This window comes from Tunicatimonas pelagia (assembly GCF_030506325.1).
Taxonomy (GTDB): domain Bacteria; phylum Bacteroidota; class Bacteroidia; order Cytophagales; family Cyclobacteriaceae; genus Tunicatimonas; species Tunicatimonas pelagia.
Window position 1 is genome coordinate 1,392,164 of sequence record NZ_CP120683.1, and the last position, 26,147, is coordinate 1,418,310.

General features: G+C 43.6%; 25 protein-coding genes and 1 tRNA gene. 11 read left to right on the forward strand and 15 right to left on the reverse strand.

Annotated elements, in window-relative coordinates; all coding sequences use genetic code 11:
- Positions 1-19: 19 nt before the first annotated feature.
- The 6 genes from P0M28_RS05775 (at position 20) to P0M28_RS31035 (ending at position 3,679) form a co-directional block, all read left to right on the forward strand.
- The gene (locus P0M28_RS05775) at positions 20-955 is read left to right on the forward strand and encodes a 2-hydroxyacid dehydrogenase (protein WP_302208683.1); all 936 of its coding nucleotides are present in this window, start codon (positions 20-22) and stop codon (positions 953-955) included.
- 101 nt (positions 956-1,056) lie between these two features.
- Positions 1,057-1,896, forward strand: coding sequence for a pentapeptide repeat-containing protein (locus tag P0M28_RS05780; RefSeq protein WP_302208684.1), 840 nt, complete (start codon positions 1,057-1,059; stop codon positions 1,894-1,896).
- Between the two features lie 309 nt (positions 1,897-2,205).
- On the forward strand, positions 2,206-2,373 hold the full coding sequence (locus P0M28_RS05785; RefSeq protein ID WP_302208685.1) for a hypothetical protein: 168 nt from the start codon (positions 2,206-2,208) through the stop codon (positions 2,371-2,373).
- A 66-nt stretch (positions 2,374-2,439) separates the two neighbouring features.
- Positions 2,440-2,685: a hypothetical protein gene (locus P0M28_RS05790; RefSeq protein WP_302208686.1), complete on the forward strand. Its 246-nt coding sequence runs from the start codon at positions 2,440-2,442 to the stop codon at positions 2,683-2,685.
- Positions 2,685-3,470 (forward strand): ISAzo13-like element transposase-related protein, encoded by a 786-nt coding sequence (locus P0M28_RS05795; RefSeq protein WP_302208687.1) that lies wholly within the window; start codon positions 2,685-2,687, stop codon positions 3,468-3,470. Before P0M28_RS05790 ends, P0M28_RS05795 begins: the two co-directional genes overlap by 1 nt.
- Complete coding sequence (locus P0M28_RS31035; protein WP_367281896.1) at positions 3,455-3,679, forward strand: ISAzo13-like element transposase-related protein; 225 nt, start codon at positions 3,455-3,457, stop codon at positions 3,677-3,679. The genes P0M28_RS05795 and P0M28_RS31035 overlap by 16 nt, the downstream gene beginning before the upstream one ends.
- A 239-nt stretch (positions 3,680-3,918) precedes the next feature.
- On the opposite strand, the gene der is transcribed toward P0M28_RS31035, so the two are convergent.
- Complete coding sequence (gene der, locus P0M28_RS05800) at positions 3,919-5,226, reverse strand: ribosome biogenesis GTPase Der (RefSeq protein WP_302208688.1); 1,308 nt, start codon at positions 5,224-5,226, stop codon at positions 3,919-3,921.
- Positions 5,227-5,383: 157 nt separating this feature from the next.
- Complete coding sequence (era, locus tag P0M28_RS05805) at positions 5,384-6,277, reverse strand: GTPase Era (RefSeq protein WP_302208689.1); 894 nt, start codon at positions 6,275-6,277, stop codon at positions 5,384-5,386.
- Between the two features lie 76 nt (positions 6,278-6,353).
- Here era and P0M28_RS05810 point away from each other — a divergent pair.
- A tRNA-Met gene (locus P0M28_RS05810) sits at positions 6,354-6,426 on the forward strand.
- A gap of 142 nt (positions 6,427-6,568) precedes the next feature.
- Here the strand turns inward: P0M28_RS05810 and P0M28_RS05815 are convergent.
- Positions 6,569-7,309: a LytR/AlgR family response regulator transcription factor gene (locus P0M28_RS05815; protein ID WP_302208690.1), complete on the reverse strand. Its 741-nt coding sequence runs from the start codon at positions 7,307-7,309 to the stop codon at positions 6,569-6,571.
- Positions 7,310-7,636: 327 nt separating this feature from the next.
- Here P0M28_RS05815 and P0M28_RS05820 point away from each other — a divergent pair, with 327 nt between their 5' ends.
- On the forward strand, positions 7,637-8,287 hold the full coding sequence (locus P0M28_RS05820) for a hypothetical protein (protein WP_302208691.1): 651 nt from the start codon (positions 7,637-7,639) through the stop codon (positions 8,285-8,287).
- Between the two features lie 76 nt (positions 8,288-8,363).
- Entirely contained in the window at positions 8,364-10,829 is a 2,466-nt protein-coding gene (locus tag P0M28_RS05825; RefSeq protein WP_302208692.1) for an ABC transporter permease, read from the forward strand.
- A 69-nt stretch (positions 10,830-10,898) separates the two neighbouring features.
- Here the strand turns inward: P0M28_RS05825 and P0M28_RS05830 are convergent, their stop codons facing one another.
- Positions 10,899-11,546 (reverse strand): PQLLE family protein, encoded by a 648-nt coding sequence (locus P0M28_RS05830; RefSeq protein ID WP_302208694.1) that lies wholly within the window; start codon positions 11,544-11,546, stop codon positions 10,899-10,901.
- Positions 11,547-12,328: 782 nt separating this feature from the next.
- Here P0M28_RS05830 and P0M28_RS05835 point away from each other — a divergent pair.
- Positions 12,329-13,423, forward strand: a complete 1,095-nt coding sequence (locus P0M28_RS05835) for a PAS domain-containing protein (protein ID WP_302208696.1) — start codon at positions 12,329-12,331, stop codon at positions 13,421-13,423.
- Between the two features lie 53 nt (positions 13,424-13,476).
- Here P0M28_RS05835 and recO read toward each other — a convergent pair whose 3' ends face one another.
- The 4 genes from recO to P0M28_RS05855 are packed head-to-tail and all read right to left on the reverse strand — an operon-like array spanning position 13,477 to position 17,626.
- A complete protein-coding gene (gene recO, locus P0M28_RS05840; RefSeq protein WP_302208698.1) occupies positions 13,477-14,172 on the reverse strand; it encodes a DNA repair protein RecO in 696 nt (231 codons plus the stop codon).
- Positions 14,173-14,230: 58 nt separating this feature from the next.
- Entirely contained in the window at positions 14,231-14,767 is a 537-nt protein-coding gene (locus P0M28_RS05845) for a hypothetical protein (protein ID WP_302208700.1), read from the reverse strand.
- Positions 14,768-14,776: 9 nt separating this feature from the next.
- A complete protein-coding gene (gene porZ / locus P0M28_RS05850) occupies positions 14,777-16,990 on the reverse strand; it encodes a type IX secretion system anionic LPS delivery protein PorZ (protein ID WP_302208701.1) in 2,214 nt (737 codons plus the stop codon).
- A gap of 6 nt (positions 16,991-16,996) precedes the next feature.
- Positions 16,997-17,626, reverse strand: coding sequence for a thymidine kinase (locus P0M28_RS05855; protein WP_302208702.1), 630 nt, complete (start codon positions 17,624-17,626; stop codon positions 16,997-16,999).
- A gap of 126 nt (positions 17,627-17,752) precedes the next feature.
- Between P0M28_RS05855 and P0M28_RS05860 the strand changes: the two genes are divergently transcribed.
- On the forward strand, positions 17,753-18,778 hold the full coding sequence (locus P0M28_RS05860; protein ID WP_302208703.1) for a DUF8457 domain-containing protein: 1,026 nt from the start codon (positions 17,753-17,755) through the stop codon (positions 18,776-18,778).
- Positions 18,779-18,879: 101 nt separating this feature from the next.
- Here the strand turns inward: P0M28_RS05860 and rodA are convergent, their stop codons facing one another.
- The 7 genes from rodA to P0M28_RS05895 form a co-directional block, all read right to left on the reverse strand.
- Complete coding sequence (rodA, locus tag P0M28_RS05865) at positions 18,880-20,148, reverse strand: rod shape-determining protein RodA (protein ID WP_302208704.1); 1,269 nt, start codon at positions 20,146-20,148, stop codon at positions 18,880-18,882.
- Between the two features lie 2 nt (positions 20,149-20,150).
- Complete coding sequence (mrdA, locus tag P0M28_RS05870; protein WP_302208705.1) at positions 20,151-21,962, reverse strand: penicillin-binding protein 2; 1,812 nt, start codon at positions 21,960-21,962, stop codon at positions 20,151-20,153.
- Positions 21,959-22,486 carry a Rod shape-determining protein MreD gene (locus P0M28_RS05875; protein ID WP_302208706.1) on the reverse strand — a complete coding sequence of 176 codons (528 nt, stop codon included), beginning with the start codon at positions 22,484-22,486 and terminating at the stop codon, positions 21,959-21,961. Before P0M28_RS05875 ends, mrdA begins: the two co-directional genes overlap by 4 nt.
- On the reverse strand, positions 22,483-23,391 hold the full coding sequence (gene mreC / locus P0M28_RS05880; RefSeq protein WP_302208707.1) for a rod shape-determining protein MreC: 909 nt from the start codon (positions 23,389-23,391) through the stop codon (positions 22,483-22,485). Before mreC ends, P0M28_RS05875 begins: the two co-directional genes overlap by 4 nt.
- 1 nt (position 23,392) lies before the next feature.
- Positions 23,393-24,418: a rod shape-determining protein gene (locus P0M28_RS05885; RefSeq protein WP_302208708.1), complete on the reverse strand. Its 1,026-nt coding sequence runs from the start codon at positions 24,416-24,418 to the stop codon at positions 23,393-23,395.
- Between the two features lie 350 nt (positions 24,419-24,768).
- Complete coding sequence (locus P0M28_RS05890) at positions 24,769-25,146, reverse strand: DUF4296 domain-containing protein (RefSeq protein WP_367281897.1); 378 nt, start codon at positions 25,144-25,146, stop codon at positions 24,769-24,771.
- Between the two features lie 121 nt (positions 25,147-25,267).
- Positions 25,268-26,143: a YicC/YloC family endoribonuclease gene (locus tag P0M28_RS05895; RefSeq protein WP_302208711.1), complete on the reverse strand. Its 876-nt coding sequence runs from the start codon at positions 26,141-26,143 to the stop codon at positions 25,268-25,270.
- Positions 26,144-26,147: the final 4 nt, after the last annotated feature.

The window sequence follows — 26,147 nt, forward strand, 5'->3', positions numbered from 1 at the left end:
AAAACTATTGACTAGTGATATGAAAAAATGCTTAATTGTTGATAAAATGCACGAAAGCATTGTTCCGCTGCTAAGCGAAATCGGTTACGAAGCTGATTATCATCCGCAGATTACTCGTCAGGAAGTACTGGAAATCATCAGTCAGTACCAGGGAATTATTGTCCGCAGCAAATTAAAAATCGATCAGGAATTTATCGAGTACGCTAACCAGTTGCAGTTTGTCGCACGCGCCGGGGCGGGGCTAGATCAGCTCGATGAAGCTGCATTGCATGCTAGAAATATTCACATCTTCAATGCTCCTGAGGGCAACCGCGATGCGCTAGCCGAACACGCCATCGGTATGTTGCTCAACCTACTCAATCATATTAATCAAGCCGATCAACAAATACGAACGGGCATTTGGAACCGGGAAGGCAACCGAGGAGTAGAGCTGATAGGAAAAACGGTAGGTATTATCGGCTACGGACACATGGGTCAAGCCTTCGCCCGCCGACTGGTTGGATTCGGCGTGAAAGTACTCGCCTACGACAAATACCGGCAGAACTACGGAGATGCATTCGCTCGAGAAGCCACTATGGCTACCATCTTTCAGCAGGCTGATATTCTTAGCTTACATGTACCGTTAACCGAAGAAACTAATTTTTTGGTAGATGAGTCATACCTTAATCAGTTTTCAAAAAACATTTTCATCATCAATACTGCTCGCGGAAAAGTGATTAAGTTAGATAGTTTGGTGTCGGCTCTAAGTAGTGGGCACGTTCAGGGAGCAGCCCTAGATGTGCTAGAAAACGAAAAATTAGATCAATTATCACCAGAGCAACAGATTACGTTAAATGAACTTCAGCAGTCTGAACGGGTACTGTTTACCCCTCATGTAGCGGGCTGGACATTTGAATCTTACGAAAAGATTAATCAAGTACTGGTGCGAAAGATAAATGCGTTAGATTTAGCTTAGTTCATACACTTGTCAGATTTCTGCCTACAAACATAGCCTTTTCGTGCCCCAATTGCGCTATTTTGTATTTTCATTTAGTTTCAAGCCCTTTCTCTATCTTTATGCGTACTGAACGCTGGCAACAAGTTATTGAGCGAATTAAAACCATTCCGGAGCATCCGGTACTTACCTCCTGTCTGGTACTTTTCGGATTGGCAATAGTCGTATTTGGGCTTAGTTATTCTTACTACGTAGAGGACTACTACAATTTTGTTGGGCAAGTGCTGGCCGAGGCGCACGGTATGCTGTTTGACATTGCGGTGATTGGTATCCTGATTTATTGGCTCAATGAGAACGGTCAGAAACGAATGCGTATTCGGATGTATTTAGATGAAATTGAAGACTTTCGCCTCTGGGAATCGGAAGAAGCGGCTTTTCGTACGGCGGGTAATATCAAGCGACTTAACCGACACGGAAAATGTAAACTAGATTTGGTAAACTGTCATCTAGCTCGAACAAACTTAAGTCATATCCTGCTGAAAGAGTCAAATCTTAACTCTGCCAATATTACCCACTCTAACCTCATTCAGTGCAACCTGGAAAATGCCCGCATGAACCAGACTGATTTTCAGGGTTCTAACCTCAATCAAGCCAATCTATCCCGCTCCTACGCCAGTGGTGCAATTTTCTCTAACACATTTCTGATCAAAGCAAATTTCAAGGGTTCCTTTCTGATTAAAGCCAACTTTGAAAATGCTCTACTCACCGAAGCCAATTTACAAGGCAGCGTACTAATGGGAGCAAATCTTAAAAACGCTAATTTACTTAAAGCTGACTTAAGAGGAGTAGAAGGCTTAACCGTAGAGCAACTGCTAGAAGCCAAAACCCTACAAAATGCTCTGTTAGATGAACACCTTCATCAACAAGTAGCAGAACAATCCCCTGAGCTGCTAACTACTTAACTTTTTGTTGTGGTAGTCTAACCGTACTTCTTCCGAATAGAAAAAGCTATACATAGCTTGGCACGCATATCACAATCAGCTTAGCTCCTTTAGGCCGAGCTGATGGCTTCTGCTTTTCAGCAAAAATAGCCCTTCACCTTTCTACCGCCTGATTGTAAGGTTTAGCCATGAATAGGCAAGAAAAACTGCTCTAAATAATCATTTTTCAATTTTATAACTATTTAAATATATTTTTTAACTAAAATATTAGGATATTTATCAAATATTTACTTATTTAGAATAAATATTACTAATGTAAGTTTTTCCAACATGAATACTAAATCAGTTATTGGATCTATATTCCGTTTTACCATGCTATTGGTAATGTGGGCTATTGTTTGTATTACGGCACTTCCCGAGCGGTCTAATATTCTGGATGCCAAAATGCAGAAAGATGTTTCTATTGAGCAAGTACTTGACCAACTTTCGTTAAAGTGAATCAGTATAGGGATATTAGAAAAATAAGTCTCCCCAAAGAAAGGGAATAATGAATAACTTGGCAGCATGGAAACACTATCCCCTGCCGTAATAGAGAGTTTTAACTTAGCATTGCAAAAGCTTACTGGCTATGAGAGACGGGCTTATGCAGCAGCTCTGGCTATAAGCCACTTTGACGGATCAGCTCGTAAAACTGAGCGGACCTTAGCGGTGAGCCGTCACATGGTCGAGCTAGGTTTGAAGGAAAGAGCTAGCGGTATTCGCTGCTTGGATGCACATACATTCAAAGGACGTAAAAAAAAGAAGCGTTGATGCCTAACCTATTGAATGACATAGAAGAGATTGCCTCGATAAATAGCCAAGCCGAGCGTTGCCATAATGATACGAAAGGCTACTTGAAGATTACAGCAGCCAGTGTAGAGGACTATCTGGTGGAAATCAAAGGGTATGCTCCGACTGACTTTGGCAAAGGTACGTTAAATAACGTATTAAACCGTTGTGGATACACGCTCAAAAAGGTTCGTAAAAGCCTCCCACTAAAGCGTATTGCTCAGACAGATGCCATTTTCGATAATATTGCTTGGCATCGAAACCGTAAAACACATGGTGTTTTGAAGCTCTCTGTAGACGTAAAAGATAAAGTAAAGGTAGGCAATCTATCCCGAGGTGGCTATTGTCGCACTTTACGAGCAGTTCAAGCCTTGGACAAAGATCAGCATTGGCAGGAAACTTTAGTGCCTATGGGCATTTTACAGATAGAAAGCGGGCAGAGTACGGTAGTACTGGGGAATTCGCACGAGACGAGCGACTTTATAGTAGACGGGCTGGAAAGATGGTACGAATTGCACAAAAATCAACTTACTAACTATCATACTTTAGAACTCTATCTAGACAATGGTCCGGCTGTGGGCAGTACCCGCACGCAGTTCATCAATCGGATGATGCAGTTTGCCTGCATTACTGAACTGAAAATTCATTTGCTCTACTACCCACCCTATCACAGCACAGCAACGGGGCCGCCCGGCGGTATAACCCTATTGAGCGAGTCTGGGCTACGCTGGAAAACTATTGGAATGGCACATTGCTTTCCTCGGTAACAAAAGTCATCAACACTATCCGAAACATGACTTGTAAAGGCATTAACCCATTAGTGTCTTTGATAGACAAGCAGTACCAGAAAGGTATCAAGCTAGATAAAAAACAAATGCGACAGCGAGAAGAATACTTATTCAGAAACCAGCAACTTCCTAAATGGGATGTATGGATAAAGCCCTCTTTTTATATGGGTAGGTTATTTCTTCATTGATCCCTTAAAGCATTGACTCTAGTTGCCTAAGCCATTCAACGCTCTGCACCATTGCCCAGACTGTATAATCGTTTACTTTCCAAGAGTAGCTCATATGCATTCAAATAGGCTCGCCTTTGCGAGTCCGTTAGGGCTAGCACTCCTTAACCGAATTATTTTTCCGAATACAAAGTGGCGAGCATTTTCGTAAGTAAGCCAATATTTTTCCGCGCTCTTTAAGCCACCTCTTAAAAATAGTTTTATTTTTTTCGAAAGAATACCCGCAAAGGTACACCCTCGAAGTTGAAGTGGTCGCGGAGGCGATTTTCTAGGTAGCGTTGGTAGGCGGCTTTTACGTACTGGGGGTGGTTGCAGAAAAAGGCGAAAGCGGGAGTATTGGTTGGTAGTTGGGTGATGTATTTAATTTTGATATACTTGCCCTTTACTGCAGGGGGTGGGTACTTTTCTATTTCAGGAAGTAGCTTATCGTTCAGTTGCGAAGTGCTAACCCGGCGTTGACGATTTTCGTGGATTTCAGCGGCTTTCTCAATCGCCTGGTACACCCGCTGCTTGGTGAGCATAGAGGTAAAGATAATCGGAATGTAATTGTACTCACCCAGCTTTTCATACATCCGCTTGCGAAACTGTTCAGCGGTGTTAGTATCTTTTTCAATCAAATCCCATTTGTTGACCAGAATTAAAATGCCTTTTTTATTCTTATGCGCTAATTGCACAATGTTCATATCCTGAGCTTCCATACCGCGTTGGGCATCCAACATCACAATACAAATATCTGAGTCTTGCAACGCCTGCACACTACGAATGGTAGAGTAGAACTCAATATTATCTGAAATCTTGGCTTTCTTCCGCAGCCCAGCAGTGTCAATCAGAATAAATTCTTTACCGTAGAGATTATAATGGGAGTGTAGCGCATCGCGGGTGGTTCCGGCAATGTCCGTCACAATGCTTCGCTCCTGCCCCAGTAGCACATTCAGAAAGGACGATTTACCTACATTAGGCCGTCCAAGAATTGCCAAGCGAGGGATGCCCGCATCCGGATCTTCTTCATCATCCGTTTCAAAATGAGGAACTACCACATCCAGCAGGTCGCCCGTACCGCTACCACTGGCCGAAGAGATAGCAAATACTTCACCGATGCCCAGGCTGTAGAATTCTGACGACTGAAAGCTTCGCTCGGCATTATCAGCCTTGTTGGCAACAACATAAATAGGTTTCTCAGTACCGCGTAACTGATTGGCAAACGCTTCATCCAGATCAGTAATGCCGGTTTCCACATCCACCATAAATAAAATAACGGTGGCTTCATCAATGGCCAATTCTACCTGGCTGCGAATAGCTTCTTCAAATACATCATCCGAGTTCGCTACGTAGCCGCCGGTATCAATCACGGTAAAATGCCTCCCCGACCACTGGGCATATCCGTAGTGGCGATCGCGCGTTACTCCGCTCTCATCGTCCATAATGGCTTGACGACGTTCAACCAACCGATTAAAAAAAGTAGACTTCCCTACGTTGGGCCGCCCCACAATGGCTACAATATTACTCACAAATCAACTAGGTTAGATGCTACTGCTAAAAGTTCGGCAAGATACGGAAATATTCGTTGATAATCGATAGCGGAGGGGCGGGGAGCTGGGTGCGTGGGGCGGGAAGTTAGAAACCTCTACTATTTACTCCTCGCTCTGAGCACCCAGCCCCTCGCCATTAGTAGCCAAACCGCCGTAGTCGTCGTTGTTCGCGTCGCCAGTTGGGGGCTACTTTAACAAACTGCTCTAGATGAACCTGCTTACCGAAGAAACTCTCCAAGTCCTGGCGAGCCTGAACGCCAACCCTTTTTAGTGCTTCGCCCTTTTTACCGATTAAAATCCCCTTTTGGCTTTGTCGCTCCACGTAAATTTCACAGCGAATGCGAATAATGGTTTCATCTTCTTGAAATTCAGTTACTACTACTTCGCTGCTGTAGGGTACTTCTTGTTTGTAGTTGAGAAATATCTTCTCTCTGACAATCTCGGCAGCAAAAAACCGTTCCGGCTTGTCAGTTATTGCATCTTTCGGAAAATAAGGTGGATGTTCGGGCAGTCGCTCTATAATAGCTTGAAACACCTCCACCACATTTTGTCCTTCCAATGCCGAAACCAGAATAGCTTCCTGCGGCTGAATAATCTCTCGCCAATACGCTAATTTATCCTGAGCCTGACTTCCCTTCGCTAGATCAATTTTGTTCATTACCAAAATAACTGGCACATCGGTTTTAGCTAATTTCAATAACGCTGGGTCTTCGTCTTCTTTTTTCTCGTACAAATCCGTTACGTACAGAATCACGTCAGCATCTTCCAGAGCAGTGTCGACAAATCGCATCATTGATTGGTGTAAAGCGTACTCTGGCTTAAGCATCCCTGGCGTATCAGAATATACAATCTGAAACTCATCACTAGCATCTAACGTACCATTTACGATACCCATAATCCGGTGACGGGTAGTTTGAGCCTTAGAAGTAATGATGGAAAGGCGCTCGCCTACCAAAGCATTCATGAGTGTTGACTTACCCACGTTAGGCTTACCCACAATATTTACAAATCCGGCTCGGTGTGTACTCATTGTTAATAATTTTTACAAAAATATTGTGAATAGTCGGCGAAACCTATAAGTTTGTAATCCGTTTGAAAAAATACATCGCGGGGTGGAGCAGTTGGTAGCTCGTCGGGCTCATAACCCGAAGGTCATAGGTTCGAGTCCTATCCCCGCTACTCTGAAGATCAGGCAGTTATGTTTCACCGTGACTGCCTTTTTTATTTTGGGTACCACACCTTTAAATTTCTTGCCCCTTCGTTCCGGCTAGTCGCAGTCTAACATTGCGTGCTTTGCCCTTTAACTAGAATTAGCAGCTTATCATAAGGCCAACTGATCCTCTACGTACTTCTTATACACCTTCCCAATCTTAAACTGCTGTTCGCCGATCTTCAAGAAATCCGGATTGCGAGTGTGGATGTGAGAGGTGTTGAGAATGTGAGAGCGGCTTACGCGGATAAAGAGCGGGCTAGGGAGCCGTTGCTCAGCTTCTTTTAGAGGAAGTCGGGCTAGGTAGGTCTTTTCTTGAGTATGAATCTTCACGTAGTTTTCTAGGCTTTCTAGATACATAATATTCTCTAGCGGAAGTTGGTACGCCTGGCCTTCCGCCGCAAAGCTGAAGTACTCAGTTTCCGTTAGTTTCATTTCTACTTCCCTCAGTTCAGTAGATCGTGGTGGCTGCTCTTTGAGGTAGCGGTAGGTCATGTATACTCCCAAGCCGAGCAGCGTATAAATCCAGAAATTAAGAATATTCGGTAGAGCATTTTCTAGCTGAAATACGTAGTGCAGAATGAAAAACATATTCACTGAAAAAGCAACCATGGCCAAAGCTGCCCAGCGAAAGTAAGCCCGTTTCTTCCCCTTCAGATACAGGCCATCAAATAGTACAATATTGTGGAAAACAATCCAGCCGTAGAGCAACAGCAGAAAGAAATAGGGAGAGTACTTATTAACCCCAATTCTCTGCTGCATGTGTCCGTAGTCAGTAAGCAAATGAACCACAAAGAGAACCAATAAAGCTACTAGATGGAAGAAGAACCGATTGTTAAGCCACTTACGCATACCAATTTCTAAAATAGGTATTATCCGTCCTCACTACCAACCTTTTGTGACGAAATGCTTTAGTCACTCCCCAACGTTCCTCATCACTTTTTCCTTGAAAAGGACTCAGAATCAACCCATTCTTGTCTAAGTCAGCAAGTAAGCGGGCAAAAGTTTTTTATTAACCTCCCCGGATGAGCGATAGCGGATTCAGGGGTCTCCCACATTTTAAGTAGGAGATCCCGGGCCATCGTGGCGCAATGCCGGCCACCGGAATTAATCCGGGAAATAGTTCCTGTTTGGTTTTATCCACTTACTCAAGAATTTTCAACTAAATAATTTCTCGTAATGATTCACCAATTCAACATTCTCATTCACGTAGTGGCAGGTACGTTAGGGCTACTTGTAGGGATATTCGTACTAATAGCCCCTAAGGCTACTTCTACCCACGTGCGCTGGGGACGATACTTTTTATACTTGCTATCCGTAGTGGTCATCACCGGTTTTTTGGGGTGGTTGTTTTTCCGATCTGATCCATTTCTATTTTTACTAACGCTTCTCGCGGGTTACAACGGTTACACCGGATGGCGAGCCGTTCGGTTGAAGGAAAAGAGGGCTACTATAATTGATTTCACGATAGCGATTTTAGCCCTTGTCTTGGGGTTCTCCTTTTTAGTATTTCTTTATATCGCAGAAGATAACTGGAATCCAAACCTAGTGTATTCGGCAGTGGGCGCATTAGGGCTAGTCACAATCTACGATATTTCTAAGTACTTATGGCTTCACGCTTACCTAAAAAAAGGATGGATTTATGAGCACATCTACAAAATAATCTCACCTTTCGGCGCCCTGTTATCGGCATTTATGGGAAATGTGCTTCCGGCTTATCAGCCGTATAGCCAGATGCTGCCCAACGTCCTTTGCTGGTTGCTGATTCTAGTTATGATCTGGCGACAAGTACTGAAGCAGAATAACCAAAAGGTAGCGTTAAAAGTGTGACAAATATCCCCCAAATTGGGGGGCACAGCTCTATTGGTATTATTTTTACCTTTCAGGTATAAATCTTCCGTCGCTCATGTTAAAAAACTACCTGAAAATTGCTAGCCGCTACTTGGCGAAGTACCGCGTATTTACTTTTATTAATGTTGTTGGCTTAGGAGTCGGCATGACCTGCTGCTTGTTTATCTTTTTGTTTGTACGGCACGAACTGAGTTACGATCAGTTTCACCCGGAAAAGGATCGCTTATATCGGGTAGTGTACCAATCTTCCGGTGGCTCTAATTACGCCCAAATTCCTCCACCGATTGCCCCACTAATGCCTGATTTCTTTCCTGAAGTAGAAACTGCGGCTCGCATGTACAACCGAAGCATCAGTATACAAGTGCCTGACGAAGCTGGTAACTTTACGAATTTTGAGGAAGATCAGGCACTCTTCGTCGACTCTACTTTCCTAGATATTTTCTCGCTGGATTTTGTGGCAGGTGATGCTCAAACGCGCTTAGCCGAACCAAACACCGTAGTACTTAGCCGAGAGGTCGCCGAAAAATATTTTAGCACTAAGGCTGTAGCTCAGGGTAGTGTGGTAGGAAATACAATATTATTAGACGGCAATCATCCTTACCAAGTGGCAGGAGTAGCCGAAGACTTTCCCGAAAATGCTCACTTGCACTTCTCGCTACTGGTGCCCTACGAGAGTATGTTCACACTAGCTCCTGCTGAACGTGATTCTATAATGCGACAGAATCTGGCGAGAAACTGGGTTATTTCTCACTCTCACACCTACGTTCGTCTAAACAAAGGGACTGAAGCCAGCTCGGTTGACGCACGATTCGCTAGTTTACTCGATGAACATGCTCCCGAGCAACTTAATATTGGGCAAAGCTTCTCACTGCAACCCATCACCGATATTCATTTAAGTCCAGATATACACTTAAGCCCCGAAGGCACTAACGATAAGCGATACATTTATATCTTCTTAGCTATCGCTTTACTCACACTGCTGATCGCCTGCTTTAACTTTATCAACATTGCTACGGCTCAATCAGTACGACGTATTAAAGAAGTAGGAATGCGGAAGGTGATGGGAGCGCGTAGAATCCATCTGTTCGGGCAGTTTATGAGCGAATCTATGTGGGTGAGTTTCTTGGCATTGCTGCTAGCTTCGCTACTAATTTTTATAAGCTTACCAGAATTCAACTCTCTTACCCAAAAGAGCTTCACCACGCAAGATTTGTTAGAGTGGCCGGTAGTACTAACTTTTGTTGGCGTATTTCTGCTGACAGGCATACTGGGCGGAAGCTATCCGGCGCTGTATATCAGCCGATGGCAGATTATGAAGACCTTGCGAAGTGCCGGACCGGTAATGCGTCCGGGTCGGCATTGGTCATTACGCCACGTATTAGTCGTCCTCCAGTTTACGGCTTCCATCGCCCTCATTTCGGGTACGGTAGTCATCTTCCGCCAGCTTGATTACCTGGAAAACCGCCCGGTTGGCTACGACCGGGAAGCTATTGTGACTGTTCCTCTATTCAGTCAGGATTTGAACAACATCTTCGGCGGAGTAGACGGTGCACTACGAAGCCGACTAAATACCCTAGAGAATGAACTGACTGCTCATCCGAGCATTGAGGCCAGTACCCTATCGGCAATGGTATTCGGAGTAGGTGTAGTATCCCGCCGAGTAGATCCCGAAGGCGTGGATACGGAAGGGCGACTGTACGTCCCTTCTTTTTCAGTAGATTACGACTTCCTAGAAACCTACGGGCTGAAGATAATTGCTGGACGGAGCTTTAGTCAGGAGGCAGGCACTGACCACTTGGAAGCCTTTATCGTTAATGAAACAGCAGTAAAAGAATTTCAGTGGAATACTCCTGAGGAAGCACTAGGTAAAGAAATAGAACTAGAAGGTAAAGTGGGTAAAGTAATTGGCGTAATTCGCGATGTGCACTACACTTCACTTTATATGCCGATTGGCTCGATGGTGATGGATATTGGTGTACCAATGTTTACCACGCTTTCCCTGCGCTTACAAGGGCAACAGTTTAAAGAAGCCATTGCTTTTGCCGAAACCAAGTGGCAGGAGTACTTCCCCGAGAAAACGTTTGAGTACTCATTCCTAGACGATAGTTTACGTGAGCTTTATCAGGATGATAGCCGTATTGGGCAGATCATTGGTATCTTTGCAGTTCTGGCGATTCTGGTTTCTTGCTTAGGCTCCTATGGGTTAGCAATGCTACTGGCGCGACAGAAAGAGAAAGAAATTGGCATCCGGAAGGTGCTGGGAGCTTCGCTCCTACAGATTATTACTATACTCACCCGCAATTACTTTCTGTTGATTCTGATTGCTAGTGTATTAGCCGTACCGCTTGCCTATTGGGTTATGCAGAAATGGCTTACCAACTTTGCTTACCAAATTCCGCTAAGTGCTGGACTATTTATACTAGCCATTGGATCAGTACTACTAATTGCCACTTTTACCATTAGTTATCAAACCATGAAGGCCGCCTTTATTAATCCCGCTCGCACGTTAAAAGATGAATAAGAGGCTGACTAGATGGACATTGAACGGCATGGTGCGAACAGGAGACAGTTAGTGTGTCTCCTAAGCGATTTAGCGAGACGGAACCACTATACCTAGAGCCTCGAGCAGTTGAGGGTCATCTTTCAGAGCCACTTTGGCGATGTACTTTAGCTCCTTAACCCAGGCGTGCAATTTAATAAGCGAGTAATTACGTTGCTCAGTAGCTTGTTGGGCCTGTGCTCGCAGGTGTAATCGTTCGCTACGTGAATCTGAAAGCGACTCTACCTCAGACATTGCCTGAGTCCATACCTCCGAGCTTAGTCCGTAGCGTTGTTCAATAGCCTCTTTATACGCGGATACTTTGCTGTAGAAGTGCAGGGCTTGCTCAATCCAGGGTTGCTGCTGCTTAGGAGTAGGTCGGTCAATCTTTAGCTTACGCAGTATTACCGGCTGATTGCGATATACCGTTCGCGCCAGGTTCACGTAGCCCTGGTAGGTAGCCTTAGCATTCTGAAAGTCAGTCAACCAGGCCTGAGAAGTTTCGTAGCGAGCTTCCTGCTGATCTTCCATCATAGTTTTTAGCTGCACTGCTACTTTTAACAGATGCTCTCCTTCTTTAATACGCTTAGATGGAAAACCGTAGTTGGCTAAACTTTTTTGAATCTGCTCATTACGAGCAATATTTGCAATGATGAGTTCTGCCTCGCTCAGGATTTGAGAAACGTTTTGTACCTTCATAACCAGACTTGTTAATAACTTAAAATAATATGCGACACCCCATTTCAGAATGACTCACAGCAAAGGTACAATATAAGATATTATTATATATAAATAGTTCTAAATTAAATTAGATATGTAATATAATATGTTTCATTGTACGAAACTCCCTGCATCCCACCCTTTTGCCTGTTACACTAATGATAACACGCTCATAACCTAGCGAAACCTTGCATTCTTATTACATCCACCTACGCAGCACTCATAATTCTTACGCACTCTCCCACCAATAATAAGCTAGAACTGCTGGTGAAAGCGTTCAATGTTAGTTCTGATAAATACAAAACAGCTGCGAACCCCTGCGATATTACTGTTTACCTTTAAGAATGCTTATGCCCTGTACTACTTACTGGTTATGCACATTGAGAACTTTTATCGTTTGTTGGAATGATAAGTGCTAAAGCGGTTAGCTCCTTTGCATTACTAGCTACATGCTATTTATTCTTAAGAATAGATGACTATATGGACAATATTTATTGGGCGTTCAATTTTTGGGCTATTTAATAATGGGTGATAAGAGATACGGATAACAATGCTGAGCGTATACTGAAGAGACAGCTATCACAAAATTTTGAATATTTATTGCGATAAACAGAATTATATTTGCCATTTTTTGTTTAACTTATCATATCACAACAATGAACATTATATAGCATAAGCACGTTATATCATCAACGACCTTTCATTCAACTTTTTTCTTTTATCTATCCCTAATACTAGGGATTAAACGCATTTGTCCGTCCATGAATGAACAGGAAAGAATCCAAGATTTATTAAGTTACGAAATATTAGGTACCTCGCCAGAAAGAGAATTAGACGAATTAGTAGAAATAGCCTCAGTGGTATGTAATACACCTATTTCTCTTATCACGCTTATTGATCAAGATCGTCAGTGGTGCAAATCTAAGATGGGTATTGATATGTCCGAAATTCCTCGGGAGCACTCTTTTTGCCATCATGCACTCAGTAAACCTAATGAAGTTTTAGTAGTAGAGGATCCGGTAAATGACACCCGCTTCAAAGATACTCCCTTTGTTGTCGGTGAGCCTTATATACGCTTTTACGCAGGTGCTCCGCTACAGACACCTAAGGGAAACATATTGGGTACGCTATGTGTACTAGACAATAAACCTAATGAGATTTCGGAGTCTCAAAAAAAAGCTCTTAGTCTCTTGGCCAAGCGAGCTATAGATTTTATGGATACTCGCAAAGTGATGGCTGAGCAAAGTAAGCATATTAGGCTAGGTATTACTCAACTGAAAAACCTTACCGATCAGGTACCAGGAATAGTATATCAGTTTAGAATGACCGACCAAGGTGCTATGTCGTTCGATTTTCTCAGCAGGGGTGTATCTAACTTTTACCCCGACCTTGAGCCCGAGGATGTGAAGCAGAACGTACAATTAGTTTTTGATCTTATTCATCCTGAAGATTTACCAGGGGTGATGCAGAAGATTAAGGAGTCGTTTCAACACCTTACCCCTTTCTACGCAGAATACCGAGTGCTAGCTCAAAATGGTGCAATTAGGTGGCTTGTCAGTAAATCTACTCCGGAAAAACTAGAAGAAGGCGCAGTGGTATGGTACGGAATCTTTCAGGATGTTACCAAGCGAAAAGAGTATGAACAAACTCTTGAACAAATTTCGTTTGACATCTCCCACGTAATTCGCCGACCTATTAGCAGCTTGCTCGGTCTGGTAGCTCTTAGCGAAAGCGAAAACGTAAGTGCTGAACAACTTAAAGAATATGTTGGCTATACTAAAATAGTAGCTGACGAGCTAGACGAGTTCACTCGTAAGCTTCACGATATTTACTACGAAAGAAAGACCAGAGTGTAGAGAGGGGTGGGAAAACATCTGGTTCGCCAGATTATTCTTTTGGCTCTGGTTAACTATTCCAGCACTTCTCGCAGTACGGTAATAGACTTCAAATCTCCAAAACCATCTACGTGTCGCTGGTAATATTTAATGAGGTCGTCTAGCAGTAACCGCCGGGTAGCATTACTCATTTTTACCGGACTGGTGTAGGGGGCTTGCAGCAGCAAATCCAGTACCTGTCGGTCTTGCTCATCAATAGTTGGCTTACCGATATATTCGTACACTTCGTTAAATACATCATCAGCACTTTCTGGGGCAAAGCCCAAGTAGCGGCTTAGTTTCAGCATTAACTGTAAATGGAAGTTTTCGTAGTGTCCTTCCAGATGATCAAACATTTGCAAAGAGTAGCGCAAGAACTCAAACTGATTAGTATTGCTTTCTTCCTCTTTCAAACACTTATTCAGCACCTCGGTAATAAACATGGCAATGCTGGATTTGCGAAAGTCATAGGGAATACTTTGGTAGGGCTCGGGGCATTTAATTTCGGAAATACGATTCAATCCGGCGTTGCGCTTGTAGTAAACAACCAACTCAAGTAGTGTGAGTGGTTGAAAAAAAGAGATTTTGCTTTTACTTTTTTTATTACTGCCCCGCACCCCATTTACAATATACGACTGCAACCCAAAGTTTTCGGTATAAATCCGCGTAACGATAGATGTCTCGCGGTACTTAATAAAGTTCAAAACAATCCCTCGGGTTTTGTGTAGCATGTTTTATTGGCTGATGTCTACTGATTAACCAGAAAGAAAGAAGTTGGGTTCTTCTCTTCTATCCTACTCCATTGACTCTAAGATTAAAGAGTTTTTCTTCTGTTATGTCAATATTGATTGTCCAATAGCGACTACATCCATCGAGATCTAAAACCATTTCCTTTTTCCAATCCTCACTATTATCCTCTATTGCCCCTCTTATCCTATCAGAAATCGAGTATCTACTCCACTCAAAGATCGTATAGATTATGCTATCCCCCTTTTGATTAATATACCCAAAGTACTGCCTTCTGTAATTGTTAAGATTCTTGTGAATCACTGGACAGTTTTTCCCTTGATTAACTTTCTCCGCATTCTCCTGCCGTAAATTGTCCTTCAAAACTTCTTCTGCCTCTTGAACATTATACAAAGTTGGGCTAAATCTCTTTTCGCCCTGAAAACAATACGTACACTCTGTATCTTCTGAAAAAATAACTCCTTGAAAACTTTCACCTTCTACTACTGTAGAATATCGCGTTGGTTGTTCTACAATTTTGAGAGATGCCTTGCAAGAAGAATATAACCCAATTAAAATCATTAGATGAACTGTTTTCATTTATTCAGCTTAAGGCACCACCGCAATCTTACCGACGAAGGTCTCGGAACCATCGGCGGAAGCACTAAAGACTAAATATACTCCTGACTGTACGCGATCACCCGTGTAGGCGCGTAAGTCCCAGGTGGCAGTGCCGCCCACGGCTTGCAGCTCCTGTACCAACACTCCCGAAACCGTAGTGATCTTCACCGTAGCTTGATTCACCAATCCTTGTATTCCTACTAAACCATCAAAACTCTGCCGCACCGGGTTTGGGAAGAGCTTTACCGATTGGTGAGCAAAGACACCTTCGGTAGCCGTACTGCGAAACGAAACCACTCCCCGATCGGTAGCAATGAATACTTCCCCACTCTGATTATTGGCCACAATATCCAGGATGACATCCGATATCAGTGGGCTATTTTCAGTAGTAAAATTATACACTAACTCCTCACCGGTTTCCGAGAAGAGCCATAGCCCCGAGTTGGTTCCAACCCATTTACGGTTGCCTCCGTCTACCGCTACCGAAGTAACGAACTCGCCTAACAGCAAAAACTGTCGGTCAAACACTGGCTTAAGCAAGGTAGCATCACTAAATACTTGCTCAGGAGTCGGAAAAAAGGCTACGCCTTCGCTACCGGTAAGCCAAAGCTGGCCGTCCAAATCCACTGCCATATCGGTTAGCTGTCGCCCCGGAAGCTGCGAGGCATTCACTCGGTCGCTGATAAACAAACGATCATTATTCTCAGGATCAAATACTAGCAAATCACTCCCAGGCTGATCTAAGTCCCTGTTGCCAATCATCATCCATACCTGCTGGTTAAAGTCCTGCGCCAATTGCCGAGGATACCTGGCCGTATTACGATTGAATGCCACTGGTTGCCAGCGATTATCATCCAGATTAATCAGGTGAAGCGATGAAACAGCATTGTAATTAGCTAGCCATAAGCGGTTTTGATTAGAAAGAAGAGCGGTAACCTGATCGTTCTCCAAGGTACTACCCGCACTCACCTGATTGAGTACCGAAAAGCCTTCCTGACCATCCCACTGTAAAACACCTTCACCCAAACTGGCAAAGTAATACTGCTGAGTAGGTTCGGCGTAGGCCACATCTGTAAGCCGAGAAGCCACGGGTAAACCGGAGTAGTTTTGCCACTGCCCATCTGAGAATACTGCGTAAGCTCCGGGGGCTTCATCCTTTAATGCTATCACCGCACCATTAGCGTAGCTCAATTTCTGAATATCATCGGAAACCGGACCGTTGGGTAAAAACTGCTCTACCTGCTCATTAGTAATCCTTAATAACCCTTGCTGCTGATCGGCAATCCAAAGGTCATTTTCTGTCTCGACAATAGCCTGAGCAAAACGAATTGTCTCACTTTCTACGGCTACTACCTCGCCCGATCCACCTAGCCGAAAGGATTGTCCGTTGGTTAATATCAGAAGACCATCATTGGAAGATGCCAGTCCGTCAAATGCTGCTTCGGTAGAAAGCACAGTTGGTTCCCACCGCCCACTGCGATAGCGATACACCGCGTGTTGATCTACTGCTACAAAAAACTCACCACTCGAGAGTGCTAAGTGGCGCGTGGTTTCTTCTCCGGGAACAATATCAAATCGTTGCCAAGTATTGAAGTCCTGTCGATTGACCAATGGGGCTAAGGTGTTAGCAATAACTCCCGCTTCAGTCGCCAGAAAGATACTATCATCAACGATGGCCGACTGATAGATCGCTACCGTTTCCCCCGTCGCTCCTAGTTGAACGTACGATTCCTGAATCTGCCACGGCTCATCTTGATTAAGATCCAAAGACAGCACTCGCACCCCGGCAGTAGTGGCAAGATAAACTAAGTTTTCTTGTACTAAAATATCGTAAATGATCTCACTATCATCTGTTTCGTCCCGAATCAGAGTGAAAGGATACACCTCTCCATCGTAGATTAAATCTACCACTCCGCTCCGATACGCTAAAATTAATCCTACACCCGACGTATATCGCATGGCGGTGATGCCCACGTCAGAAAGACCATCATTCTTAGAGAGTATTTGCAGCGCATTATCCGACCGATTCAGGTAAAATAGTCCGTGTTCAGCCGCCACGTATATCCGCTCCGGGGTAACTTCAATAATGCGACTATCTTGATAGGAAAAGTGCGTTCGCCAGGTTTCAATAGGAATATCTGACTGCGCCAGCGGCCGTTGAATGAAACTCAGAAAGAACACGGCAGATACTAAAACTCTCATAGTGCCTTAACGGGCTGAAGTATCTTCCTCGTCTTTAGTATGCTCCTTTTTATGCTGCCCCTGGTAGAAATAGTAGCGACTACGGGCTTCGTACTGATCACGGGCCCCCACTTGTATCTGATCGGGGGAATTATCTAAGCGATAAGAGAATGATGCCGCCGCACCAGATACCGCGCAGATAGCGTGAGTTTTAGTTACGTATTCGGCAATTGCCAGCAAGTTGGGCATGGCTCCGAAGGGTTTTCCTTCGTAATCCATATCCAGCCCAGCTACAATTACCCGTTTGCCCTGATTCGCTAATTCGTTACAAACACCTACAATCTCTTCATCGAAAAACTGAGCCTCGTCAATACCTATCACTTGATACCCCTCCACCTGCGAGAGAATATCCTGAGCACAATTTACACTGACAGAGGGAATACTCGTTTGATTATGCGACACCACGTGATCTTTATCGTAGCGATTATCTAAAACAGGTTTGAAGATACGAACGGGCTGCTGGGCAATGATCGCCCGATTTAGTCGCCGGATCAGCTCTTCGGTTTTTCCGGAGAACATGCAGCCACAGATAACTTCAATCCAGCCGGTATACGGTTGGCCTAATGGAAGGCCACCTACTTGGGGTTCAGTAAACATATTGCCCGATCTTTGCTAGGGTATTGGTAACTAATTATCGAAGAATTAGATTGTATTAGTAGGCATCTTATCAATCGTATGCCTACCAACCATAATTAATACCGTGCAAAAGAAATAAATAACCGTATGGAGCGCAAACTTGATCAGGCGTTAGTAAAACAATACAGTGAAGAATTTACCGAGAAAGTGCTTTCTGTTGCCTATGCTACTAGTGAACGACTAAGTGGTAAGGCCATTCTCAATCTCACTCCAGTGAAGCAAATCAACCTCTTGGTTATCAAAGCACTATTCGATCAGTGGCAGCACGAGATCGATAAGCTTCGCAGCCCTTATTTTGACTACGAATCGGAAGAAGTTCAGCAGGCACTGGATGATTTTATCAATACCCTTTCGCAACATATTTCAGTAGACCAAAGCCACCTTCAGCCATTGGTTGAGCAGGCTGTTCAAGAAACTTTATATTTAGTGCTTAGCCCTAATGTTTACTACCAACAGCAAGTAGCAACTATTTCGGCTGAAGGTATCCGAGAAGAAGACGTGCTCACTTGGCTAAAGTACATCAAGATCAACCGCCCCTTATTGGAACTGTACATTAACAAGTTTCGGCAACAGCCAACCGCCGTGCTCGACACTGATGCAGCTACGCATTTGCTAGATGAAACGGTTAATGAATTTTCTGACCCGCTGGAAGATGCCTCACCGTACGTAGCTAGCTTTTCGGAAATATATTCTTTTGAACCTGAGCAATTGATGGCAGATAATGAGCCATCTCATTCGGAAGAAGAATCCGTGCGAACACCAGAAGAAGATGAGCATGAGGAAGCGGTAGTACCAACCGATCCTCGCACACTGCATGATTACTTGAGCGAACAATCGTCGGCGAACACTACGTTAACTGATATTCAGAAAAAACATAAAATTGGAAGCATTCGCGAGTACATTGGGGTGAACCAGCGCTATATGTTTATTCGTGAGCTTTTTGGCAATGACCCTCAAGAATACCAACAGGCGATTTACGAGCTAGACCAAAAACAGTCGTACGTAGAGGCATTCAATTTTCTTCGTCACGAATTTGCCCAAAAGCACCACTGGAAAATGGATTCAGAAGAAGTAGTTGAGTTACTAGAAATTGTTTCTAAACGATACAATTGATGAGTAATGATTGATGATGAATGAATAATGAGTAGTTAACGGCATCAATCATTACTCATTCATCATTATTCATTCATCATTATTCATTCATCATTATTCATTTACCGAGTGAGCATCTGTAAACGGTGAGCGTCTAGTTTGAGTAGGATAAATAGCAGAATGGTAAACGCCCAGAGCGAAGAACCGCCGTAGCTGAAGAATGGCAAAGGAATTCCAATCACGGGGAATAGCCCAATCGTCATACCAATGTTTACGGCGAAGTGGAAAAAGAGAATAGCCGCTACGCTGTAGCCGTATATGCGAGCAAAACCGGATTTTTGGCGTTCAGCAATAATTGTGACCCGATAGAGTAGCCAAACAAATAGTATAATGAGCACAGCACTGCCTGTCCAGCCGTGCTCTTCACCAATGGTGCAAAAAATAAAGTCAGTGCTTTGTGCGGGAACGAAGTCGAACTTGGTTTGCGTACCCTGTAAAAAACCTTTACCCCATACCCCCCCTGAGCCGATAGCAATCTTAGATTGGGTTACGTTCCAGCCGTAGCCCATTGGATCACCGTCAGGATTAATGAGCGCTTTAATTCGGTTTTGCTGGTGGGGCTTTAATATATCTGTCACAAAAAAATCTACGCTAACCACTAGGCTGATTACTGCCACTGCTGTCACTGAGATACCAATAATGCGCTTAGTCTTGCGCGAGTTGATACCAATCAGCAAGAAGGCGGTAACCACCACGGCAATGATCAGATATACTTGACTAATAAATAGTGTGAGCACAAATAAAATTACGGCGGCAATGCCAATCCCTAACAACAGAGGAGAAAAGCCCTCTCGATAAAAAACCAGCACAAAAGCGGCGTATACCATAGCCGTTCCGGTATCGCCTTGTAGTATAATTAGAATTGCCGGCAGCCCAATGATGGCAAATAAGGTTAGCTGAGATTTAAGGTTGTAGAATACCCGGTTATTGGTACTGAGGTACTTAGCCACCGCCAATGCAGTAGCAAACTTCGCAAACTCAGAAGGCTGCATCCGGAAGGATCCAATAGCGAACCAGGACTTAGAACCCGCTATTTCCCGTCCAAACAGCAATACAAAAATGAGGATTAGAATAACACCCCCGTAGAAGAAATAGGCAAATGAGCTATAAAACCGAAAATCTACTAACATAATAGTAGTAATGAGTACTCCGGCAGCTATAATCCATACCAACTGCTTACCTGATCTAAGTGAAAGATCAAAAATGCTCTGGTCAGCTTGCACGTCGTACACTACCGCATAAATGTTAAGCCAACCCAGAGCAACCAGTAGTAAGTACAGTGCAATTGTACCCCAATCTAGTCGGTTAACAAGTTGATTACTCTCTCTCACAATTAGTAAATAAAGTCTCCGTTCAAAACAAATTCCTCCATATGCGGCCGTTCGGTGCAACCCTTCAGATACTGCTCAATCATTAGCCCGGAAATACCAGCAGCAGCCCGTGCTCCCTGTCCAGCGTTTTCTACGTAAACGGCGACAGCAATTTTAGGATCATCCTTAGGGGCAAAGGCAATAAACACCGAGTGGTCTTCCTCTCCCCGATCTTCATTATCAACGGTTCCGGTTTTACCACAGACCTCAATATCAGGTAGGTTAGCCCGCATACCGGTTCCGCTCTTAATTACATCAGACATCGCTTCCACCGCTATCTCAAAATACTCGGGGCTCACATCGGTATAATTCTTTTCTTGATACTGGGCGAGAGACTGTCCATCTTCGCCGATAGATTTTATCATGTGCGGAGTGATGTAGTACCCCCGATTAGCAATAATCGCTGCCAGGTTAGCCATCTGCAGAGGTACAATTTGTAACTCCCCCCGCCCAATAGCATTAGAGTAAATGGTAGAGAATTTCCAGCGATTGTCTCCGTATATTTTATCATATAAAGAGGGGCCGGGCACATATCCTGCCCGCTCGTGCGGTAAATCAACACCTAACGGATGACCTAAGCCAAAGCTAGTTACGTATTTACGCCATTTCTCCAGGCCAATTTCAGTGTCAACAAAGGTATTTTCAGATGCTCCTTGGTTGAGCAGCCGGCGGTAGACGTTCCAGAAGTACGGGTTGCAGGATACCCGAATAGCCCCTCGCAAATCTTCATTAGTATGAGGGCCGTGACAATCAATGATTCCTCGTTCGCAGCGAAAGCGGGTATTAGGCGTAATCACCCCTTCTTCTAAACCTATCAGTGCCTGAACGATTTTGAAAATTGAACCTGGGGGAAACGCTCCCATCAGCGGGCGATTAAACAGGGGTTTGGTGGTATCTGAGGCCAGTTTACTATAGTTTTTCCCGTAGTCTCTTCCAGTTAATAAATTAGGATCATAAAACGGTGCCGATACGAAAGAAAGAATTTCACCGGTTTTGGGTTCAATCGCTACAATACTACCCCGTTTGCCCATCATTAGCGTTTCGGCATATTCCTGTAGGTTGATGTCTACTGTGCTCACCAAATTTTCTCCCGCAATAGAAAGGGTATCAAAAGTACCATCTTTGTACGACCCTTTTTCTACCCCTCGTACGTTTACCATTTTGTACTTCACGCCCCGCTTACCCCGCAGTTGCTCTTCGTACTTCGACTCAATACCCAGAATACCAATATAGTCGCCTTGCCGATAAAAATTTTCCTCATCTCGCTCTAGCTGACCAGGACTCACCTCACCGATGTACCCTAGGGCATTAGCTAAACTTCGGTAAGTGTATGAGCGATTGGTACGTGCTTGAATGCGGAATCCGGGGAAATCGACCAAGTAATCTTGTACCGAAGCAAATGTATTGTTGGAAATCTGCTTGATGAACACTGAAGGCTTTACGTAGGAGTATTGCTTAGCCTTCATTATTTTCTCATCGAACTCTTCCTTGGTAATTCCGAATATCTCGCAAAACGCCAGCGTATCTTTTAGCTGAACATCCTTCGGAACAACTTCTAAGTTGTACACTGGAGCGTTATATACGATTAGCTTTCCGTTGCGGTCGTAAATCAGACCACGGAAGGGGTAGCGAATTTCCCGATCAATAATATTACTGTCAGCTCTGGCTTGATAGTCTTCATTAAGTACCTGAATAGCGAATAACTTCACCAGGTAGATACCGGCAATAAGAATGAAAGTGAGCCGAATGACAAATTTACGATTGTTGTTGATCATAATACGTTTCTACGTGAAGAAGAGTATATGATGTATTGAATAACTAATATCATGATAAACGAAAACACTGCACTGGCTACCGCTTTCAAGATAGTGTAACTGAATAGCTGGAATCCACCAATCTCAATAAAAAAGATTAAGATGTGGTGAACCAATAGCAGGGGCAATGCATAAGTTAAAAACCACTGCAACCCTTGCGACCGAGGCGATGGAATACTTCCCATATCGTACCCACCCCGAGGGGTCAGAAAGTCAATCCAAAACCTGCGGATGTACATGATGAACACACAAGCCGCCGCGTGAATTCCAAAGGTATTATAGAAAACATCTACTAGCAGACCCGTAACAAATGCTAGTAACATCGCTGTTATAGCACTTAGCTCAATCGGTAGCAAAAGCAGAAAAGCAAAATATACGTAGCAGAAAGCTACGTCAAACAGTACTAGCTTTCTCACTATCAGTACCTGAATAATAAAGAAAACAATAAAGTTAAGTGCTTGCGGTAGCAGATGCCGACTATTCATTCCCCCACAATAGTTTGGTGCAACAACGAATCCTTCTCCTGCTTTAGTTTATTTTTTACCACGTATACATACGATAGTTGGTAAAAATCATTCGATAAGTCTACATCTATACTATAAAAGGCAGCGTCTTCTTCGGGACGCACTTCTTTCACTGTTCCAATCAGAATTTCGGGAGGATAAATTCCACTGTAACCCGAAGTAACTACAGTATCTCCGGTGATAACATTAATATGGATAGGAATGTATCTTAAACTGGCTGTTGTAGGATCAGAGCCACTCCATTCTATGGAGCCTAACGTGCTGGAGCGTTTCACCAGCGCAGACACATTCATATTGGTATGTAAAATCGATGTTATTAGTGCGTAATGCTCCGATACATCTTTTACCTTCCCAACTACGCCGTTGGGACTAATCACGCCCATATTGGGTTCAATACCATCAGCTCGCCCTTTGTTGATAGTCACGTGATTTTTAAAGTTTTTAACCGTGTTGTCTACCACCTTCGACGGAATAAAAGCGTACTGCTGAAAGCGTAAGCTATCGGCTCGGCTGCGTACACGAGGTAGCACAAATAGAGAATCTTGCGATAGGGCTTGTAGTGCTAATGAATCTTCTATAATTGGGTTGAATACATCTTGCAGCGACTCGTTAGGTTGTCCGGAAAGAGCCGCCCGAAGCTGAGCGTTTTCCTGGGCTAGTTGATCGTTTGCCTCCTGAAGGTTGAAATATTCTGAAGCGGTATTAGAGAAATCCATTACAGAAGCCACCATCTTATTAGACGAATTGATGACTGCTGCTTGGTGATATGCGTTATTATTGACAATAAAAAACCCACTTAGTCCCTCCAGGACTACGAACAGGAGTGTGGTACGATATTTTAATAGAAATGAGAGTAGATTATACATCTTACGTCATCAACACTGACTTAAACAAGTCAAACTTTTTCAATGCTACTCCAGTCCCCCGAACGACGGCTCGTAGCGGATCATCAGCCACGTGTACCGGTAATTTAGTCTTCAGGGCTAACCGCTTATCCAACCCCCGTAGTAAAGCTCCTCCTCCGGTCAGATGAATTCCATTATCATAAATATCCGCCGAGAGTTCGGGGGGCGAAATTTCTAATGCCTTTAGCACTGCTTCCTCTATTTTAGAAATAGATTTATCCAGCGCATAAGCAATCTCCGAATAAGAAACCTTAATTACCTTCGGAATACCGGTCATCAAATCGCGTCCGCGAATTTCGTAATCGTCTGGTTCTTCGTCTAGCTCGGTTAGAGCCGAACCTACTTCCAGTTTCACTTTTTCCGCCGAGCGCTCACCAATTAGCAAATTATGCTGCCGACGCATGTAATCCAGAATATCTTTGTTGAAAGTATCGCCCGCTACGCGAATAGATTGGTCGCATACAATCCCCGAAAGAGCAATTACCGCAATTTCGGTTGTCCCCCCACCAATATCCACCACCATTGAACCCACCGGTTGGTCAATGTCAATTCCAATTCCGATAGCAGCCGCAATAGGTTCATGTACCATGTATACCTCCTTAGCTCCGGCGTGTTCCGCTGAGTCGCGAACCGCTCGTTTTTCCACTTCAGTAATACCCGAAGGAATACAGATAATCATGCGGTGGGATGAAGGAAGATAACGGTTTCCAGTATCAATCATCTTGATCATACCCCGAATCATATGCTCCGCCGCGTGGAAGTCGGCAATTACCCCATCTTTTAGGGGGCGAATAGTTTTTATATTTTCGTGTGTCTTCTCGTGCATCTGCATCGCTTGCCGGCCAATAGCTAATACTTTATTGGAAGTGCGGTCAATGGCGATGATGGATGGCTCGTCTACGACAATTTTTTCTTTATTTATAATCAGCGTATTAGCCGTTCCTAAGTCAATGGCTATATCGCTGGAAAAGAAGTCGAACAATCCCATAAGTTGATTACTAATGTGGTTTGAGTGGTATTTTTATTCTTTTTAAGTTATACAAATTTCGTGTAAGACCCACCCATTTCAAATCGTTATTTCGTTAGCCTATGCAATAGGTAAGGAAATTAGAGTTTCTTTACGAAACTGTCGGCCTTATTATCTCTTTCTCAACAATCTGCGTAATTCGCGCAAAATTAGATCGAAATTTTAACTATTAATAGGATAGCTACCTGATTTCTTTCTTCGCCCGGTTTGTTTTCAGCTCTATAGAAATCTCACAAAGCAGTATGAGCAAGAAAAAGTTAGCTTTCTCAGTGGTAACTTACTTCTGACCGACTGAAGGGAGTGAAATTACCCTAACGGTTGGCAATACCTAAATCTTTTGCTTTCTCAGCACTGTTCATAACACTTAAACTATCTACTACAGCCGAATAGATTTGCTCCATCTCGGCCATATGATCCAGGTAATATTCGTAGCTGCGAAAGTAAATGGAATCAGTCACATTGTGATCTTTGAAGACTGAGTATTCGTAATTGCGGTAAATAATTTCTATAGAATCAGCATTTCGAGAACCAGTGTAGCTCATCTTGGCTTCGGCCAAGTGAAGATCAATAAGAATGGAGGCCATGGTTGATTTATCTAGCAAATCAACCGGAGATTCCATTGATTGTTCAGAACTTGCACAAGCTCCCAACAACAAATAGAGAGAAAGAAAAATGTATGAATAACGCATTATTAGAGATCAACAGATCATTGGTATACTTATTACCGAAACGAGCCACTAAAAGTTCTCATTGTCATGATCTGATTTTTTAGCTAGTTGCCACAATCTAAGCAGCTGTTAACAGCTATTGCTAAAGCACATTTAATACTTGCTCTTTAATCTTCTCCAGCTCTTCCTTCATAGCTACCACATGGTGCTGAATAGCTGCATCGTTGGCTTTGGCTCCAATAGTGTTGATCTCCCGACCAATCTCTTGACTAACGAAGCCTAGCTTTTTCCCGGAGGCCTGAGGTTCAGCCAGCACTTCTGAGAAGAACGATAAGTGATTAGACAGGCGAACGATTTCTTCGTTAATATCAAGCTTCTCCAGGTAATAAATCATTTCTTGCTCAAAGCGGTTCTCATCTATATTTTCCTGGGAGATTTCTTGAAGCTGGGATTGAATACGCTCCCGGAAGTGAGCGTTCCGACGGGGCACCTCACCTTTCACGCACGTTAGTGCAGTGGCTATTTGGTGTACTCTTTCTTTAATATCTTTTTCTAGCGCAGCTCCTTCTTGCCGCCGAAAGGAGACACATCGCTCTAAAGTTTGCTGAATGCACGTTTTTACTAACGACCACAACGCAGTATCTACCTCACCAGCATTAGCATTTTGAACAACATCAGGCGACTGAGCTGCCAAACGAAACAAATCATTGGTAGATTCCCCCAGTTCCTTAGCAACTTTCTGGTATGTTTGAAAATACAATTTCAGTAAATCCTCGTTAACCTGATATCCACTTACATTTGCTTTTTTCTCTTCCATTTCTACCACTAAGTTCACCTTTCCCCGTTTTAGCTGATCTGATATCATTGTTCGTACTTCTAACTCGTATCCACTGAGTGCTCGGGGCAGTTTGATACTAACATCCAAATATTTCGAGTTTAACGTTTTTACTTCAGCGGTAATGTCAGCTATATTATCGGAAACTTTTGATTTTCCGTAGCCAGTCATAGACAAGATCATACAA

What these genes read in the sequence shown, in the direction of transcription:
- P0M28_RS05775 (WP_302208683.1), top strand. Translation starts at nt 20, where the DNA reads ATGAAAAAATGCTTAATTGTTGATAAAATGCACGAAAGCATTGTTCCG.
- P0M28_RS05780 (WP_302208684.1), top strand. Translation starts at nt 1,057, where the DNA reads ATGCGTACTGAACGCTGGCAACAAGTTATTGAGCGAATTAAAACCATT.
- P0M28_RS05785 (WP_302208685.1), top strand. Translation starts at nt 2,206, where the DNA reads ATGAATACTAAATCAGTTATTGGATCTATATTCCGTTTTACCATGCTA.
- P0M28_RS05790 (WP_302208686.1), top strand. Translation starts at nt 2,440, where the DNA reads ATGGAAACACTATCCCCTGCCGTAATAGAGAGTTTTAACTTAGCATTG.
- P0M28_RS05795 (WP_302208687.1), top strand. Translation starts at nt 2,685, where the DNA reads ATGCCTAACCTATTGAATGACATAGAAGAGATTGCCTCGATAAATAGC.
- era (WP_302208689.1), bottom strand. Translation starts at nt 6,277, where the DNA reads ATGAGTACACACCGAGCCGGATTTGTAAATATTGTGGGTAAGCCTAAC.
- P0M28_RS05815 (WP_302208690.1), bottom strand. Translation starts at nt 7,309, where the DNA reads ATGCGTAAGTGGCTTAACAATCGGTTCTTCTTCCATCTAGTAGCTTTA.
- P0M28_RS05820 (WP_302208691.1), top strand. Translation starts at nt 7,637, where the DNA reads ATGATTCACCAATTCAACATTCTCATTCACGTAGTGGCAGGTACGTTA.
- P0M28_RS05825 (WP_302208692.1), top strand. Translation starts at nt 8,364, where the DNA reads ATGTTAAAAAACTACCTGAAAATTGCTAGCCGCTACTTGGCGAAGTAC.
- P0M28_RS05830 (WP_302208694.1), bottom strand. Translation starts at nt 11,546, where the DNA reads ATGAAGGTACAAAACGTTTCTCAAATCCTGAGCGAGGCAGAACTCATC.
- P0M28_RS05835 (WP_302208696.1), top strand. Translation starts at nt 12,329, where the DNA reads ATGAATGAACAGGAAAGAATCCAAGATTTATTAAGTTACGAAATATTA.
- recO (WP_302208698.1), bottom strand. Translation starts at nt 14,172, where the DNA reads ATGCTACACAAAACCCGAGGGATTGTTTTGAACTTTATTAAGTACCGC.
- P0M28_RS05845 (WP_302208700.1), bottom strand. Translation starts at nt 14,767, where the DNA reads ATGAAAACAGTTCATCTAATGATTTTAATTGGGTTATATTCTTCTTGC.
- porZ (WP_302208701.1), bottom strand. Translation starts at nt 16,990, where the DNA reads ATGAGAGTTTTAGTATCTGCCGTGTTCTTTCTGAGTTTCATTCAACGG.
- P0M28_RS05855 (WP_302208702.1), bottom strand. Translation starts at nt 17,626, where the DNA reads ATGTTTACTGAACCCCAAGTAGGTGGCCTTCCATTAGGCCAACCGTAT.
- P0M28_RS05860 (WP_302208703.1), top strand. Translation starts at nt 17,753, where the DNA reads ATGGAGCGCAAACTTGATCAGGCGTTAGTAAAACAATACAGTGAAGAA.
- mrdA (WP_302208705.1), bottom strand. Translation starts at nt 21,962, where the DNA reads ATGATCAACAACAATCGTAAATTTGTCATTCGGCTCACTTTCATTCTT.
- P0M28_RS05875 (WP_302208706.1), bottom strand. Translation starts at nt 22,486, where the DNA reads ATGAATAGTCGGCATCTGCTACCGCAAGCACTTAACTTTATTGTTTTC.
- mreC (WP_302208707.1), bottom strand. Translation starts at nt 23,391, where the DNA reads ATGTATAATCTACTCTCATTTCTATTAAAATATCGTACCACACTCCTG.
- P0M28_RS05885 (WP_302208708.1), bottom strand. Translation starts at nt 24,418, where the DNA reads ATGGGATTGTTCGACTTCTTTTCCAGCGATATAGCCATTGACTTAGGA.
- P0M28_RS05890 (WP_367281897.1), bottom strand. Translation starts at nt 25,146, where the DNA reads ATGCGTTATTCATACATTTTTCTTTCTCTCTATTTGTTGTTGGGAGCT.
- P0M28_RS05895 (WP_302208711.1), bottom strand. Translation starts at nt 26,143, where the DNA reads ATGATCTTGTCTATGACTGGCTACGGAAAATCAAAAGTTTCCGATAAT.